The sequence below is a fragment of the Mesorhizobium maamorense genome (genome assembly GCF_044998965.1).
In the GTDB taxonomy this organism is placed as follows: domain Bacteria; phylum Pseudomonadota; class Alphaproteobacteria; order Rhizobiales; family Rhizobiaceae; genus Mesorhizobium.
The window spans coordinates 2,582,092-2,597,147 of record NZ_CP173356.1 but is presented as its reverse complement, the minus strand read 5'-3'; the positions used below and the strand labels follow the sequence as shown (position 1 = coordinate 2,597,147).

Sequence of the window (15,056 nt, the reverse complement as noted above, 5' to 3'; positions counted from 1 at the left end):
GAAGGACGCCTTCGCAAAGGATTTCGCCAATCTTCAGCGTTGCAGAAAGGGTGCCGAGGTTGCGGCCAGCCCCCTTCTCCCCGTCACTATACGGGGAGAAGGGCCCGGCAGGGCGATGAGGGGCGGCGCAAACCTGAAGCGATCGTCCTGCGGCTCGGGTCAGGCAGCTTGGCAGGGCAGAGGGGGTGCGGAGCGCAAGCGTCGCCTCTTGGCCAACGGCTTCACTCGTTCCACTTCACCTTGGTGAGATCATTGGCCTGGATCGGCGCGTTTTCCCACAGGCCCTGCAGCTTGGCGTCCCAGACGCCGACCTTGGGCAGTTCGTAGAGGAAGCCGACCACGGCGTCGTCGGCCAAGATCTTCTGTGCCTGCCCCAGCAATTCCTTGCGCTTGGCTTCGTCGGAGGTGACGTCCAGATCGGCGATCACCTTGTCGAAGGCCGGATTGTCGTAGTTGAAGTAATAATCCTTACGCGCATAGATACCGATGTCGTTGGGCTCGGTATGGGAGACGATGGTCAGGTCGTAGTCCTTCTGGGTGAACACCTGGTCCAGCCACTGCGCCCATTCGACCGGAATGATCTCGAGGTTGATGCCGACGTCACGGAGCTGCGAGGCAATGATCTCGCCGCCGAGCCTGGCATAGGTGGGCGGCGGAAGCTTCAGCGTCGCCTTGAAACCGTTCTCCAGGCCTGCTTCCTTCAAGAGTTCCTTGGCCTTGGCGACATCGTGCGGATAGCGGCCGGTGAGGTCGACGTAGTCCTTGTTGGCCGGCGACATATGCGAGCCGATCGGCAGGCCGAGGCCGGCCGAGGCACCGTCGATGATCGCCTTGCGATCGAGCGCGTAGGAGATCGCCTGCCTGACCAGCAATTTGTCGAAGGGCGGCTTCTTGTTGTTGATCGACAGGATGGTTTCGCCTTCGGTCGAACCGATCACCACCTTGAAACGCGGATCGTCCTTGACCTGCGCGAGACTGTCGGGATCGAAGAATGGGAACGCCTGGATATCGCCGGAAAGCAATGCCGGTACGCTAGCAGCGGCATCGGGCACGATGCGGAACTCGACCTTGTCGAGGTAAGCCGGCGTGCCCCAATAGCTGTCGGATTTCACCAGTTTGATCGAGGATCCCTTGGCCCAGCTCTGGAATTTGAACGGGCCGGTCCCGACCGGCTTTTCCTTGTTGGCGTCAGCGGATTTCGGCGAGACGATGACAGCATCGCCCCAGCCCATATTGTAGAGGAAGGATCCCTGCGGGTTCTTCAACGTCACCTTGACCGTTGCCGGGTCGACCACGTCGACCGTATCGATGGCTGCGAACAGGGCTTTTTGCGCATTGACCGAATTGTCGGCGCGGGCGCGGTCGAGCGAGAATTTCACGTCGTCGGCGCTGAAGCCGGCGCCATCGTGGAATTTCACGCCGGTGTGCAGCTTGAAGGTGTAGGTCTTGCCGTCGTCGGAGATGGTCCAGCTTTCAGCCAAATCCGGCAGGACCTCGCCATTTGGCCCGATGCGGGTCAAGCCTTCGAACACGTTGGCGTAGAGAACCTCGTCGATTGCCGCGGCCGCGCCGGCGGTCGGATCGAGATGTGGCGGTTCGAGCGGGATGCCAATGACCAGATCGGTTCGCGCCGCCAGCGCGGGAGTGCCGACGGCCAGCGCCAGGACGGCGGCGGCCAGGATGGTTTTCCACAATTTCATGGTGCTACTCCCCGTGTGGTCAAACATGCGCTCAAACCGGGCGAATAGAAGCGTGATTTCGCACGGGAGTAAATTGCGTTTCGTGCCGCGCGGCGGCGTAGCGGGGAATGTTTTTCTCCGGACGGCCGCATCGATCGTTGGCTCTTGCCCGTGCGGCGCTATCGGGCGCCGCGCAGCAGCATGTTGAGCCCGAACGCCATCACCTTGGCCGATTCCACCATATCCGAGATCCCGACCCATTCGTCCGGCCGGTGGGCGAGATCGAGAATGCCCGGGCCATAGGCGATGCAATCATAGACATGGCCGATGCGGGCAATGTGCTTCTGGTCGTAGGTGCCCGGTGAAATGACGTAGTCGGGCTCGCGATCGAAGATCGCGTGGATGCCTTGCGCGATTGCCTTGACGACGGGAGCGTCGCGTTCGGTCATCAGCGGCAGCACCTCCATCAGGTCACGGATCTCGTAGTCGAACTTTTGCCGATCACGCTTCAGCCGCTCGAGAATGCCGGTCACCTCGCCCTTGACCGTGGCGAGATCCTCTTCGAGCAGGAAGCGGCGGTCGATGGTCAGCCGGCAGGAATCGGGCACGTTGGGCGAGGGCAGGCCGGGCCGGAAATCCTCGGTCTGGCCGCCATGGATGGAGTTGATGTTCATGGTGGAACGCTTCGCCCCTTCGGGCACGACCGGCATGCGCGTCATCTTGCGGTCAAGCGCGGGGAACAATTCGTCCTCGAATGCCTGCAGCACGGCGCCCATATGGCGCACCGCATTGTCGCCGAGGAACGGCATCGAGCCATGCGCGATCTCGCCCTTGGTCTCGATCTCGGCCCACCAGACGCCGCGATGGCCAAGGCAGATGCGGTCCTTGTTCAGCGGTTCGGGAATGATGACGTGGTCGACCCTGGGTTTCGAGAAATAGCCGAGCCTCGCCAGATGCGCGACACCGCCGAAGCCGCCGGATTCCTCGTCGACCGTGCCTGATATCTCGATAGCGCCGGGAAAATCGGGAAATACCTCCATGAAGGCTTCGGCCGCGATGATCGAGGAAGCCAGGCCGCCCTTCATGTCGCAGGCGCCGCGGCCGTAGACCTTGCCGTCCCTGACGATGCCGGCGAAGGGATCGACGGTCCAGCCGTCGCCGGCCTCGACGACATCGATATGCGAGTTGAAATGGACGCAGGCGCCAGGCGAGCGCCCATCGAAGCGAGCGACGACGTTGACGCGCGGGTAGCGGTCGGTGTCGCCGGGCGTGCCCTCGGCACGGATGAACTCGGTCTGAAAGCCGCTCTTCTTCAGCCGCGCGCCAAGAAATTCGGCGCATGGCCGGTACGCTTCGCCGGGCGGGTTGATGGTGGGAAAGCGGATCAGCTCGGCGGTCAGCGCGACGAGATCGTCACGCCGGTCATCGATCGCTTGGAAGAGTCGCTCGTTCATGGCCCGAGTTGAGCAGCGATCGGCGTCGTTTTGCAAGTCCGCTGGCAATTAGGCCGTTGCGGCGTGTCGTTACGGCAACTCTTGCGGGAATTCGTTCAAATTCGCTGCTTTGGATTGGCGAATTGGTCAAGGGTATATGTTATCCCGTTCACCTGTCATTAAAGAGATGAAAAACGACGTGAAGGCAGGCAAGGGGCAATCAAAGGGGTTTGATCGCATGAAAAAGACAGTTCTCATGGCAGCAGCACTTGTCACGATGCTGTGGGGTGCTTCGGTGCAGAGCTGGGCAGCCAGCCTCATTGCAAATATAGACGTGTCATCGCAGACGATGACGGTCAGGTACGGCCAGGAGGTTTACCGGTGGAGCGTGTCCACGGCTCGGTCCGGCTACTTCACACCGCGCGGCTCCTACCGGCCGCAGCGAACGGCCCGGATGTGGTATTCGCGCAAATACGACATGTCGCCGATGCCTTATTCCGTGTTCTTCCACGGCGGCTATGCCATCCACGGAACGGGCGCGGTGAGGCAGCTCGGCCGACCGGCGTCGCATGGCTGCGTGCGGCTGCATACGGCCAATGCGGCGGCTTTCTACTCGATGGTGCGAGAAGTCGGCTTCGGCAACACGCGCATCGTCGTGAGGAACTGACTGCTAAGCCGGCTTGTGGCGGAGGCGCATCGGACGGATTCAGGCTAGGCGCTTCGGGTCTTTGCCTTGCGTCGCTTGCGGCTGATGTCCCATCTCTTGTGGAACCACATCCACTGGCCGGGATCCTCGCGCACCCAGCGCTCGACCACGTCGTTGAGAAGCTGGGTGGTGGCGCGCACGTCGACACTGCCATCGGCGGTGCGGGGCAATGTCAGCTTCTCTTCTATCTCGAGCCTGAAGCGGTTGCCCGGCAGCCTGACGCAGCGCGCCGGGTAGACGTCGCAATCATAATGACGGGCAAGTGTGCCGAGCACGCGATTGCTCTGGCAGGGGCGGCCGAAGAATGTCGTTTCCAGGCCGCCCGTGAACTTCTGGTCGACGAGGACCCCGATATTGCCGCCGTTTTCCAATACCGAGGCGAGCGCGAACGAAGCGCCCGCCATCGAGGGCAGCAACGATCCCATGGTCGCGCGGCGCGTCGAGAGGATGTAGTCAGCCAGGTAAGGATTGTTGGGCGGGCGAAACAGCGCGGTGATATTCATGCCGAAAGTAGCCGCCGCCACCGGCAGCAATTCAAAATTGCCGAGATGTCCGGTGAAGACGATGTGCGGCTTCTTTTCGGCCGCGATCTCGACGAAATGGTCTACTCCCCTGACCTCGACACGGCCGGGACTGGTGGCGGCTGGATCGTAGTCGAACAAGGCGTCGAGAAAGATGTATTCGGCGGCGAGACGCGCCATGTTGCCCCACATGTCGGAGGCGATGGCCTGGATCTCGGCTTCGCTCTTGTGCGGATAGGCCTTGCGCAGATTCTCGACGGCCACATTATGGCGTCCGACCCATGGACCGATGCGGCGGGCGACGCGGTCGGCGAAATTCAGCGCGCTGTCGGGGGGCAGCAGGCGCAGCACCGAGATGATGATCATCGCAATGCGCGCGACCAGCCAGTGCTCGAACCGGCGCAATTGCCGGCCGTAGCGGAACATCAGGTCGCGGCGAAGCTTCTTCAACACAGAAGTCAGGGCCTAGACGACGCGTAGGATGATCTTGCCAAAGACGTCGCGGCCTTCCATGCGCTTCAGCGCGGCGTCGATGTCGTCGAAGCCGACTTCGGTATCGATGACGGGTGCGACCTGTCCCGCCGCCATCTTCTGCATGGCGTTGGCCATGTTCTCCATGCGGCAGCCGAAGGAGCCGAGCAGCTTCAACTGCTGCTGGAAGAGCTGCATCAGATTGACCTGCGCCGACACGCCGGACGTCGAGCCGCAGGTGACGAGCCGGCCACCGCGCTTCAGGCACAGCATCGAGCCGGCAAAAGTGTCGGCGCCGACATGTTCGAAGACGACGTCGACGCCCTTCTTCTTGGTCAGCTTGCGCACGACGCCCTCGAACCGGTCGTCACGGTAGTTGATGACATGATCGGCGCCGAGCGCCTTGGCCTTGTCTATCTTGTCGTTCGAGCCGACCGTGGTGATGACCGTGCAGCCCATCCGCTTCGCCAGCTGGATGGCGGCCGAGCCGATGCCGGATCCGCCGGCGTGGACAAGGATCGTCTCGCCGGGCTCGAGCCTGGCATTGTCGAACAGCATGTGTTCGACGGTGCCGAAAGTGACGGGGGCGACAGCCGCGCCGATCTCGCTCACGCCTGGAGGGACGGGGACCAGCAGGCGCGCCGGCAGGTTGATCTTCTCCTGCGCGAAGCCGTCGAGGTGGAAGCCATGAACGCCCGAGACGTGTTCGCAAAGATTGTCGCGGCCTTCGCGGCAGGCACGGCAAAGGCCGCAGGTGCGCGCGCCGTAGATCGAGACCAACTGTCCCGGCAGCAGGCCGGAAACGCCGGGACCGACGGTCTCGACCTCGCCGGAGGCTTCCGCGCCGACGACCAGCGGCAGCTTGCGCTTGGCGAAAGCCATGCCGCGCCAGCCCCAGACGTCAATGTGGTTCAGCGCCACTGCCTTGATGCGCAGCGTCACCTCGCCGAGCGCGGGCGGCGGCGGGGGCGGCAGGTCCACCGTTTCAAGACGGCGGTCCTCGATAAGTTGCAGTGCGCGCATGGAGCCTGTCGGTTCTGTTCTAGCGGAAGTGGCTCGCTTAGACCGGTTCCCGCGCCATGACAAGGCAAGTGTTCTGGCCGCCAAAGCCGAAGGAGTTCGAAAGCACGGTGCCAACCTGCGCATTGCGCTTCTTGTTGGGCACGACATCGAGCACGATCGCCGGATCGGGATTGTCGTAGTTGATGGTCGGCGGAATGACGCCTTCGCGCATGGTCATGAGAGAAAACGCCGCTTCCACCGCGCCGGCGGCGGACAGCGTATGGCCGATCATGGACTTGTTGGACGAGATCGGCATCGAGCCGATCCGCTCGCCGAACACAGTCGACAGCGACAGGTGCTCCATCTTGTCATTTTCCGGCGTCGAGGTGCCATGCGCGTTGACATAGTCGATCTCGTCCTCGCCCAGGCCGGCATCGGCGAGGGCGGCGCGCACCGCCGCGATGGCCGGCGAACCATCCGGCTTGGAGCGGGTGCGGTGGAAATCGTCCGCCTTTTCGCCGCAGCCGCGCAGAATGCCCAGAACGCTTGCTCCACGGGCGAGCGCTGCCTCCAGCGATTCCAGCACCAGAGCGCCGGAACCTTCGGCCAGCACGAAGCCGTCGCGGTCCTTGGAGAAGGGCTTAGAAGCCTTTTCCGGGATGTCGTTGTGGGTCGAAAGCGCCGACAGCAGCGAAAAACGGATCAGCGCCTCGGCGGTCGCCGAGCCGTCCGCGCCGATCGACAGCGCCCGGTCGCATTCGCCTCTGCGGATTGCCTCGACCCCAAGCTGGATGGCCGTTGCACCGGAGGCGCAAGCGGTCGACAGCGTGATCGGCAGGCCGCGCGTGCCGAAACGGTCGGCGAGCCGGTCGGCGATCGACCCGAACTGCGTGGTCTCGAATGTATCGAGCTCCTTCAAGCCGCGCGCTACCCGAAGCAGCCTTTCGGCACCGGCGTCGTGCTTGTCGGAATTATAGAGCGCGAACCGCTCATGCCAGTCAAGTTCGACCGGCGGCGAGGCCAGAAACAGCGGTCCGCCGAAGTCGCTGGAATTGAGGCCGGCTTCGGCAACAGCTTCCTGCGCGGCGGTCTCCGCCAGTTCGTAGGTGAGGGGACTGGCGCCCTTCGAGCTCGACGCAAGGAAATCGACCATGCCGGAAATGCGGGTGTTGAGGTGGTCGACAGGGAAGCGGGTGATCGGGTGGATGCCCGATCTGCCCGAGGTCAGCGCCGTCCAGTTGTCTGATTTGCCGGCTCCAAGGGAAGTAACCACGCCGATGCCTGTGACGGCAACGATCGGCCTGCCCATGTGATCTCTGAGATTGGCCATCCGGAAGCCCTAACCTTTATCGTTGTATGTGGCTGGCCGCTCTATGCGGCGTTGACCAGCGCCATGCCCTCGAATTGGTGGTAGCCGATCGCCGTTGCAAGGACGCTTCTTGGAATGCCTTCGAACGGTTTCTCGGCAGCGGCATCGAAAACGGGATAAGCGGCCTTGCGGTCGACGGCGAGCGCCGCCAGCGCCACGGCGAAGGGAAACTGCGCTTCCTTCATGTGGCCGGTCAGCGTCGCGAAGCCGCGCACCGCGATCGCGGGATTGCTGTCGAACGCCGACTTCTCGGCGGCGGTAGCCGCGTGAGCGCCTGAGGCGCCAGACAGGGAAAGCAAGCCGCCATTCGGCACGGCGGTCTTCTTGAGCAGCGCCGCGATCTCGGAATCGAGCTCGCCCTGCCGCCGCCTGGCACGGCCGGAGACGACCGGGCCGAGCTCGGCATAGATCCTGCGCCCCCGGCTTGCCGCGTGTTCGCGCTGCTCCAGCACCAGGAAAGCGCCGCCGGATCCCGATACCACGCCGCCACCTTCGGCGCCTTGCCGCTGCCAGACGGGCTTCCAGGCGCCGCGATGCAGGTAGCCGGCAAGCTCATAGCCGAGCAACATATCGGAATGTTCGGTCTGGAAGGCGCCGCCCACCAGTATATGCGTCGACTGGCCGGAACGAATGCGCGCGGCAGCCGTCTCGACGGCGGCTACGCCGGCGCCTTCCTCGCCCATGAAGGTCCTGGACGATCCCGTCACCTTGTGGACGATGGAGATGTTGCCGGCGAGCAGATTGGAAAGCTGTGCCAGGAACAGGGTGGGGCGCAGTTCGGTGGTGAGCTTCTCGTTGAGCAGCACGTCACGGTCGTTGCGGCTTTCCGAGGCGGCCAGGATGGCGGCATCGACCGCTTCGTCGCGCTCGCCGCCGCCGGCGGCCACGACCATGTCCATGGTCGTGCAGAGCTCGTCATTGCCCTTGATGCCGGCATCGTCCAGCGCAAGACCCGCGGCATAGGTGCCGAGCCTCTGCCAGGTTTCCATCTGGCGCTGGTCGCCGCGCTTGGCGATCTGCAGGTTCCAGTCGATCTCCGGCAGCGGATGGACGGTGTAGGGCGCGAAACGCTCGGCTTCGAGCACCGGCTTCTGACCCGGCTGAGTGAGCTTGCGCCAGTGTTCATCGGGGCCTTCTCCCAACGAGGAGACAAGGCCAATGCCGGTGATGACGACGTCGCGGGGGCTCATGGATGATCGGGTACGGATCAGGCGGTCTTGGCGGCGACCAGTGCGTCGATCTTGGCGCACAGGTTCTTCATGACAAAGTAATCGTCCGTCGAAGCCTTGCCGTCATTGACTTCCTGGGTCCACTTTTCCAGCGGCACCTTGATGCCGAATTCCTTGTCGATGGCGAAGACGATGTCGAGGAAATCGAGGCTGTCGATGCCGAGATCGTCGATCGTGTGGCTCTCGGGCGTGATGGTGTCGATGTCGATCTCGCTGGTGTCGGCAATGATCTTGGCGACTTTGTCGAACGTGGTGGACAAGGGCTTTTCCTTCGGTTGCGGGCGGAATCTGTCCGCATCTTGTTTGGGCGCTGTCTAATCGGTTTTTCCCGGCAGGAAAAGGCCTGATACGCCGGGTGCAGATGGGTAGCGTGCCCAAGAAACGCAAGACGGGCCGCCGGTCAACCCGGCGGCCCGTACATGGCTGGCGGCCGCGGATGATGTTGGCCTCATTGTCGCGGCCCTAGCGCGGCATCTTTTTTGGGTGGTATTTTGGCAACATTACCTCTGTCGCAAGTCCTCATCGACGCGGGGCTGCTCGCGGATGCGCCGGTCGGCCCCGATTTAGAACGTAACCCGGCCGAGCACACGCAGACCGTCGCCCTGCGGCTCGACGACAACGGCTTCGCCCTCGCGCGGCGAGACGCCGGTCAACGCAGCGATATTTTCCAGATGAGTGACCATGACCAGGTTGTCAGAGCCGGAATAGGCGCGGATTTCCTTCATGATCGCGGCGATCTGGGCCGCCTTTTGCGCCGCGTCGCCCTTCAGCAGGTCGAGCGGCGCGAAAGGCTCCGGCTCGGTCTCGAAGGCGATGCGCGCGGTGTCGAGGCAGCGGCAATAGCGGCTGGACAGCACGCGCTCGATCGGCGCGGCGCGGGCGGCAAGCAAGGCGCCGATCTTGCTCGACTGCTGCTTGCCGCGTGCGGACAGATTGACCTGGGTGGCGCAGCTGTCGATATCAAAATTGGCGGGATCGGTGGTGCCGGTGACCATGGCATGGCGCAAAAGCACGACATGGCCGCCATCGCGCAGCAGCGCCCAGCCGGCATCCGTCGCATGCGCTGCAGCCGGAACGCCAAACAGGAACAACGCCAAGGCAAATCGGATCATCGTAATCCTTCCAGAAGCCGGGCACCGGCCACCCGCATATAGGGATCGGAAAGCAGGTACAAAGACAAGCGAAAGGCCTGCGGTCTCCGCGGTCTCACTTCTCCTTCGTCATCCGCTGCTTCACCAGATCGGTCTTCCGGTCGTGAGCGGGATGGGAAAAGTCCAGCCGCCTTCGGCGATGCCCCGCTTGGCAGAACAAATTCGGGGTCGAAGAAATTCGGGCGCGATTGCACCGCGACCTTGGCTCGCCTATCCCTGGAAAAATGTCTCCGCTTACCGAAACCGTCCTTTTCGTCTTCAGCCTCGTCGCGCTCGGCTATCTCGCCGGGTTCACCGGTTATATGAAGCCGGCGAGCGGCGAGGGGATATCCGATTTCGCGGTCAGCGTTGCGATGCCGCTGCTGTTGTTCCAGACGATGGTGAATGCCGATTTCCACGGTGTGGCACCGTGGTCCCTATGGGGGGCCTATTTCGCGGCGGTGGCAATCACCTGGGCCGCCGGCCATGTCGTTACCACGCGGATATTCGGACGCGACGCACGCGCGGGTGTCGTCGGCGGCGTGTCGTCGGCCTATTCCAATGTTGTCCTGCTCGGCGCGCCGTTCATTCTCGGCATATTCGGGCGGGATGGATTCGAGGTGCTGTCGCTCCTGGTTTCCGTGCATCTGCCTGTCATGATGATGGCTTCGATCGTGCTGATCGAGATGTTCGGCCGCGGCGGCGGCGAGCATGTGCATCCCGTGCGCGTCGTCCGCAATTTCCTGAGGCGGCTGTTCATCAATCCGCTGATCATCGGCATTCTTTTGGGTCTCGCATGGCGCTTCAGCGGCATCCCGCTGCCCGAACTGGTCATGCGGCTGGTGGACGCGCTGGCCGGCACCGCCGGGCCGGTGGCGCTGTTCGCCATGGGGCTCAGCCTGCGCCGCTTCGGCATATCAGGCAATGTCCGCCCGGCGCTGGCGCTATCAACGCTGAAGCTGTTCCTGATGCCGGCGCTGGTTCTGATCTTCGTCTGGTTGCTCGGCCTGCCGCCCTTGACCGCCAAGGTAGCGGTCGTGGTGGCGGCGCTGCCATCCGGCATCAATTCCTATCTCATCGCCGTGCAGTTCAACACCGGCCAGGCGCTGGCGTCGAACCAGATGACCATCGCGACCGCGAGCGCGGTCGTCACCACGGCTTGCTGGCTCGCGGTGAGCGTGCACGTCTTCGGCTGACATGAATAAGACCGGGGTCTGAGCCGCTCGGCGTGAATCCGGTTTGACGCGATGTCTCAGCGGTGAAATCAAACCTCGGCTCTCGCCTTGCACTGGCATAACCCCTATATGCCATCTTGCGATTGCTTGCGGGGCTTTCCCTAGGTTAAGAGCAATGGCCCCAGCGCACGGTGCGCTAATCGAAGACATCCAGATAGCGGCCCGTGAGCGCCGAACGGAGGCTAGACCATGCTTCAGAAAACCAGCCATTTCATGCGCCAGGCCAATCTCATCAACGGCGAATGGGTGCAGGCCGACAGCGGCCAGACGGTCGACGTCACCAATCCGGCAACCGGCCTCAAGATCGGCACCGTGCCGAAAGCGGGCAAGGTCGAGACCCGCCGCGCCATCGAAGCCGCCGACGAAGCGTTCAAGACCTGGCGTAAGACCACCGCGCTCGAGCGCTCGAAGCTGCTGCGCAAGCTGCACGATGCCATGATGGACAATCAGGACGTTCTGGCGGAGCTCCTGACCATTGAACAGGGCAAGTCGCTGTTCGAATCGAAGGGCGAGATCGGCTCGGCCGCCTCCTACATCCTGTGGTTCGCCGAGGAGGGCCGCCGCACCTATGGTGATGTCGTGCCGTCGCCGTGGGCGGACCGCCGCATCCTGGTGACCAAGGAACCGGTCGGCGTCATCGCCGCCATCACGCCGTGGAATTTCCCGTCCTCGATGCTGGCCCGCAAGCTCGGCCCGGCACTCGCCGCGGGTTGCACCGCCGTGGTCAAGCCCGCCTCGCAGACGCCTTACTCCGGTCTCGCCTGGGGCGCGCTGGCCGAGGAAGTCGGCTTCCCCAAGGGCGTGATCAACATCCTGACCGGTGCGGCCGGCGAAATTGGCGATGAGATCTGCGCCAATCCGCTGGTCAAGAAGATCACTTTTACCGGCTCGACCGAGGTCGGCAAGATCCTGATCCAGAAGTCGTCCGTCACCGTGAAGAAGGTGTCGATGGAGCTCGGCGGCAATGCGCCGTTCATCGTCTTCGACGACGCCGACATCGACCGCGCCGTCGCCGGTGCGATCACGGCCAAGTATCGCAATTCGGGCCAGACCTGCGTCTGTACGAACCGCTTCCTTGTCCAGGCCGGCGTCTATGACCGGTTCGTCGAGAAGCTGGCTGCCGCCAGCGACAAGCTGAAGGTCGGCTCCGGCCTGGAGGAAGGCGTGCAGCAGGGGCCGCTGATCGACGAGAAGGCGGTCGAGAAGGTCGAGGAACTGATCGCCGATGCGACTTCGAAGGGCGGCAAGGTCGTCGCCGGCGGCAAGCGCCATGCGCTCGGCGGCTCGTTCTTCCAGCCGACCGTCATCGCCGATGCGACGCCCAAGATGCGCTTCATGAAGGAAGAGATATTCGGGCCGGTGGCGCCCGTCTTCAGGTTCGAGACCGAGGAAGAAGCGATTGCGCTTGCCAATGACACCGAATTCGGCCTCGCCTGCTATTTCTACACCGGCGATCTCGGCCGCGCCTTCCGCGTCATGGAAGGGCTGAAATATGGCATGGTCGGCGTCAACGAAGGCCTGATCACCACGCCGGAAGCACCGTTCGGCGGCGTCAAGGAGTCCGGGCTCGGCAAGGAAGGCGGACATCAGGGTATCGAGGATTACCTCGACACCAAATATGTCTGCATCGGCGGCCTCGGCCTCTGATAGACTGTCGCCGGGACAGGCAGCCTGTGATCTGCCTGCCCCGGCTACGAAACGGGCCGTCTGGATCAACTGACGTTTGCGGGCATGGCAATGAAGGACGGCGAGGTTTTCGGCACCACCCAGGCGGGCGACCCGATCTGCCGCTTCACCATCAGAGGCGGCGGACTTAGCGCCAATATCCTTGGGCTCGGCGCGATCATCCAGGACCTGCGCCTAGCCGGCCACGATGCGCCTATCGTGCTCGGCTATGATAATCTATCATCCTATGAAACCGACACGGCTTTCTTCGGCGCGGTCGTCGGCCGCTATGCCAACCGCATCCGCGACGGCCGTTTCACCATCGCCGGCAAGCGCTACCAGACCGAGCGCAATTTTCTCGACAAGCACACGCTGCATGGAGGCTCGCAAGGCTTTTTCCATCGGCCGTGGACGGTTTCGCTGCACGGGCGGGACTTCGTCACGCTGACGCTGCACGATCCCGACGGCACGATGGGCTTTCCCGGCGCACTCGACGTCACCTGCACCTACCGGCTGAAGATCCCCGGCACGCTCAGCGTCGAGATATCAGCCACATGCGAGGAGCCGACGCTGTGCAATCTCACGCAGCATTCCTACTTCAATCTCGATGATGGCGGGACGGGCGACATCCTCGATCACCGGATGATGCTCAATGCCGGCGCCTATCTGCCGGTGGATGGCGAAATGATTCCGACGGGCACGGTGAAGCCTGTCGACGGCACGCCCTTCGATTTCCGCCAGGCGCGGCCGCTGCGCATGGAGATCGAAGGCGAGCAGCTTGCCTACGACCAGAATTTCTGCCTCGCCTCGGCGCGTGGGCCGCTCAAGCAGGCGGCGTGGGTGCAAGGAGCGAACTCCGGCGTCGAGATGGAACTGTGGACCACGGAGCCCGGCGTCCAGCTCTATACCGGCCAGTATGTGACGCCGCGCACGGGGCTGGAAGGGCGAAACCACAAAGCTTTCTGTGGTTTTTGCCTGGAGCCGCAAATATGGCCGGACGCACCGAACCGGCCGTATTTCCCGCAGGCGACACTGTGGCCGGGTGCGATCTACCATCACGTGACGGAATATCGGTTCCGGCTGCCCTGACCCTCAATCCGTTTCGAATGCCGCACGCAACGTCTCGAATGGCGCCAATGCGCCGCGAACCTGCACCACGCTGGCCGCGACACGGTGCGCGCGCTTTGTAGCCTCCGCAGGGGTGTGTCCGGCGAGACGCGCGGCGAGATAGCCGCCGTTGAAGGAATCGCCCGCGCCCGTGGTGTCGACGGGCGTGGCCACATGGATCGCCTGAACGTCCCGCAGCGTCCCGTTCTCGACGATCAGCGCCGGCTGTTCACCGTTCTTGACCACGACTTCGCCGACCAGTTGCCCGAGCCGCCTAGCCGTTGCCTGTGGCGCTTCATCGCCGAACAGCATCTGCTCGTCCGGGAAAGTCGGCAATGCGATGTCGGTGACGGCGAGCGCCTCCAGGATCGCGGCTTGCGCCTCCTCGCGATCGCGCCACAGTCGGGGCCGGTAGTTGGGATCGAAGGCGATCAGCGACCCCGCGGATCGTGCCTCGGCCACGGCCGACAGCAACGTGGTGCGCGCAGCGGAGTCCAGAATTCCCAAAGTGATTCCGGAAAAGTAGACGAGCGCCTGCTTTTCAAGGCTTTTTGCCAACGCAGCCGGATTGGAGGCAAGCTGCCTGGCAGCCGCATCGCCGCGCCAATAGGTGAAGGAGCGTTCCGCGCCGGTCAGCGTGATGGCATAGAGGCCGGGCCGCGCCCCCGGGATAACAGGGCTTTCGCCAATGCCGATGCCATTGTCCGCGAAGAAGCCGATCTGGTCTTGCGAGAAAGGATCGTCTCCGAAAGCCGAGACGTAGGTCGCTGGCCTTCCACTCAGCGCATGCAGGGCCCACAGCGTGTTGAACGTATCGCCGGCAAATCCCATGCGCCAGTTCGAACCCGTTTGGCCCGAAAGCTCGATCATGCATTCGCCGATCGAGGCGACACCTTTGCCGATCATGATCCATTCCCCTGTTACGATGCTGCTGTAGCTTTTTGGAGAGTAGAGCGCCATGCTTGGCAAGGGCGGTTTTTTCCGTCACCTGCGATTCCAACAGGTTTGGCGGGATGCGATCGGTGCGGCAAAACGTTATCCCCTGAAGAGGAACCGGCTTGGCTTCGATATGGCGTTATCTTTTGGCGGGTCTTGGTCTGGCAGCCTTGCTGGCTGGCATCCTGGCAGTGGTCTATCTGACCGCACCGCGAACCGCGCAGGTTGCCGGCCCGGATATCTCCCGAACCAAAAAGACCGAGAACGGATTGTTCATGGCGAGCTTCGCGCCGGAACGCGGCGTCGTCCGTCAAGGCGAACTGGAAGCCTGGCTGTTGACGTTGAAGACGATAGCCGGGACGCCGGTGGAAGGGGCCGCGATCGCGGTATCGGGAGGCATGCCGCAGCACCGCCACGGCCTGCCGACCAGCCCGCAAGCGACGGACTATCTCGGCGACGGGCGCTATCGCATCGAAGGCGTGAAATTCACCATGAGCGGCTGGTGGCAGCTGCATTTTGCCATCTCCGCGACGGCTGGGTCGGATACGGTCGTCTTCAACGTCGTGCTGTGAG

Annotated in this window: 14 protein-coding genes; 5 read left to right on the top strand and 9 right to left on the bottom strand. The window is 63.3% G+C overall.

Annotated elements, in window-relative coordinates; translation table 11 throughout:
* Nucleotides 1–221 precede the first annotated feature (221 nt).
* On the bottom strand, nucleotides 222–1,700 hold the full coding sequence (locus tag ACIU1A_RS13300) for an ABC transporter substrate-binding protein (RefSeq protein WP_404927478.1): 1,479 nt from the start codon (nucleotides 1,698–1,700) through the stop codon (nucleotides 222–224).
* A 158-nt stretch (nucleotides 1,701–1,858) separates the two neighbouring features.
* A complete protein-coding gene (locus ACIU1A_RS13295) occupies nucleotides 1,859–3,133 on the bottom strand; it encodes an acetylornithine deacetylase/succinyl-diaminopimelate desuccinylase family protein (protein ID WP_224671508.1) in 1,275 nt (424 codons plus the stop codon).
* 217 nt (nucleotides 3,134–3,350) lie between these two features.
* Between ACIU1A_RS13295 and ACIU1A_RS13290 the strand changes: the two genes are divergently transcribed.
* A complete protein-coding gene (locus tag ACIU1A_RS13290; RefSeq protein ID WP_140879922.1) occupies nucleotides 3,351–3,779 on the top strand; it encodes a L,D-transpeptidase in 429 nt (142 codons plus the stop codon).
* Between the two features lie 44 nt (nucleotides 3,780–3,823).
* Here ACIU1A_RS13290 and ACIU1A_RS13285 read toward each other — a convergent pair whose 3' ends face one another.
* The 6 genes from ACIU1A_RS13285 to ACIU1A_RS13260 form a co-directional block, all read right to left on the bottom strand.
* Nucleotides 3,824–4,765: a lipid A biosynthesis lauroyl acyltransferase gene (locus tag ACIU1A_RS13285; protein WP_181165334.1), complete on the bottom strand. Its 942-nt coding sequence runs from the start codon at nucleotides 4,763–4,765 to the stop codon at nucleotides 3,824–3,826.
* A 39-nt stretch (nucleotides 4,766–4,804) separates the two neighbouring features.
* Nucleotides 4,805–5,833, bottom strand: coding sequence for a zinc-binding dehydrogenase (locus tag ACIU1A_RS13280; protein ID WP_140521074.1), 1,029 nt, complete (start codon nucleotides 5,831–5,833; stop codon nucleotides 4,805–4,807).
* Nucleotides 5,834–5,870: 37 nt separating this feature from the next.
* Entirely contained in the window at nucleotides 5,871–7,142 is a 1,272-nt protein-coding gene (locus tag ACIU1A_RS13275) for a beta-ketoacyl-ACP synthase (RefSeq protein ID WP_140495696.1), read from the bottom strand.
* Nucleotides 7,143–7,183: 41 nt separating this feature from the next.
* Nucleotides 7,184–8,371 (bottom strand): beta-ketoacyl-ACP synthase, encoded by a 1,188-nt coding sequence (locus tag ACIU1A_RS13270; protein WP_140555078.1) that lies wholly within the window; start codon nucleotides 8,369–8,371, stop codon nucleotides 7,184–7,186.
* Nucleotides 8,372–8,388: 17 nt separating this feature from the next.
* Entirely contained in the window at nucleotides 8,389–8,670 is a 282-nt protein-coding gene (locus tag ACIU1A_RS13265; protein ID WP_010909964.1) for an acyl carrier protein, read from the bottom strand.
* Nucleotides 8,671–8,973: 303 nt separating this feature from the next.
* The gene (locus ACIU1A_RS13260; protein ID WP_140517227.1) at nucleotides 8,974–9,522 is read right to left on the bottom strand and encodes a histidine phosphatase family protein; all 549 of its coding nucleotides are present in this window, start codon (nucleotides 9,520–9,522) and stop codon (nucleotides 8,974–8,976) included.
* A gap of 263 nt (nucleotides 9,523–9,785) precedes the next feature.
* Here ACIU1A_RS13260 and ACIU1A_RS13255 point away from each other — a divergent pair, with 263 nt between their 5' ends.
* The 3 genes from ACIU1A_RS13255 (at nucleotide 9,786) to ACIU1A_RS13245 (ending at nucleotide 13,529) form a co-directional block, all read left to right on the top strand.
* The gene (locus tag ACIU1A_RS13255) at nucleotides 9,786–10,736 is read left to right on the top strand and encodes an AEC family transporter (protein ID WP_404927477.1); all 951 of its coding nucleotides are present in this window, start codon (nucleotides 9,786–9,788) and stop codon (nucleotides 10,734–10,736) included.
* Between the two features lie 228 nt (nucleotides 10,737–10,964).
* The gene (locus tag ACIU1A_RS13250; protein WP_140517224.1) at nucleotides 10,965–12,422 is read left to right on the top strand and encodes an NAD-dependent succinate-semialdehyde dehydrogenase; all 1,458 of its coding nucleotides are present in this window, start codon (nucleotides 10,965–10,967) and stop codon (nucleotides 12,420–12,422) included.
* A gap of 84 nt (nucleotides 12,423–12,506) precedes the next feature.
* The gene (locus tag ACIU1A_RS13245; protein ID WP_404927476.1) at nucleotides 12,507–13,529 is read left to right on the top strand and encodes an aldose epimerase family protein; all 1,023 of its coding nucleotides are present in this window, start codon (nucleotides 12,507–12,509) and stop codon (nucleotides 13,527–13,529) included.
* Nucleotides 13,530–13,532: 3 nt separating this feature from the next.
* Here ACIU1A_RS13245 and ACIU1A_RS13240 read toward each other — a convergent pair whose 3' ends face one another.
* On the bottom strand, nucleotides 13,533–14,453 hold the full coding sequence (locus ACIU1A_RS13240) for a sugar kinase (protein WP_404927475.1): 921 nt from the start codon (nucleotides 14,451–14,453) through the stop codon (nucleotides 13,533–13,535).
* Between the two features lie 152 nt (nucleotides 14,454–14,605).
* Between ACIU1A_RS13240 and ACIU1A_RS13235 the strand changes: the two genes are divergently transcribed.
* Nucleotides 14,606–15,055 carry a FixH family protein gene (locus ACIU1A_RS13235; protein ID WP_140495703.1) on the top strand — a complete coding sequence of 150 codons (450 nt, stop codon included), beginning with the start codon at nucleotides 14,606–14,608 and terminating at the stop codon, nucleotides 15,053–15,055.
* The last annotated feature ends 1 nt before the right edge of the window (nucleotide 15,056 follow it).

Bases quoted from the DNA above. Each gene is read 5' to 3' on its own strand.
- ACIU1A_RS13300 (WP_404927478.1), bottom strand. From the start codon at position 1,700: ATGAAATTGTGGAAAACCATCCTGGCCGCCGCCGTCCTGGCGCTGGCC.
- ACIU1A_RS13295 (WP_224671508.1), bottom strand. From the start codon at position 3,133: ATGAACGAGCGACTCTTCCAAGCGATCGATGACCGGCGTGACGATCTC.
- ACIU1A_RS13290 (WP_140879922.1), top strand. From the start codon at position 3,351: ATGAAAAAGACAGTTCTCATGGCAGCAGCACTTGTCACGATGCTGTGG.
- ACIU1A_RS13285 (WP_181165334.1), bottom strand. From the start codon at position 4,765: ATGTTCCGCTACGGCCGGCAATTGCGCCGGTTCGAGCACTGGCTGGTC.
- ACIU1A_RS13280 (WP_140521074.1), bottom strand. From the start codon at position 5,833: ATGCGCGCACTGCAACTTATCGAGGACCGCCGTCTTGAAACGGTGGAC.
- ACIU1A_RS13275 (WP_140495696.1), bottom strand. From the start codon at position 7,142: ATGGCCAATCTCAGAGATCACATGGGCAGGCCGATCGTTGCCGTCACA.
- ACIU1A_RS13270 (WP_140555078.1), bottom strand. From the start codon at position 8,371: ATGAGCCCCCGCGACGTCGTCATCACCGGCATTGGCCTTGTCTCCTCG.
- ACIU1A_RS13260 (WP_140517227.1), bottom strand. From the start codon at position 9,522: ATGATCCGATTTGCCTTGGCGTTGTTCCTGTTTGGCGTTCCGGCTGCA.
- ACIU1A_RS13255 (WP_404927477.1), top strand. From the start codon at position 9,786: ATGTCTCCGCTTACCGAAACCGTCCTTTTCGTCTTCAGCCTCGTCGCG.
- ACIU1A_RS13250 (WP_140517224.1), top strand. From the start codon at position 10,965: ATGCTTCAGAAAACCAGCCATTTCATGCGCCAGGCCAATCTCATCAAC.
- ACIU1A_RS13245 (WP_404927476.1), top strand. From the start codon at position 12,507: ATGGCAATGAAGGACGGCGAGGTTTTCGGCACCACCCAGGCGGGCGAC.
- ACIU1A_RS13240 (WP_404927475.1), bottom strand. From the start codon at position 14,453: ATGATCGGCAAAGGTGTCGCCTCGATCGGCGAATGCATGATCGAGCTT.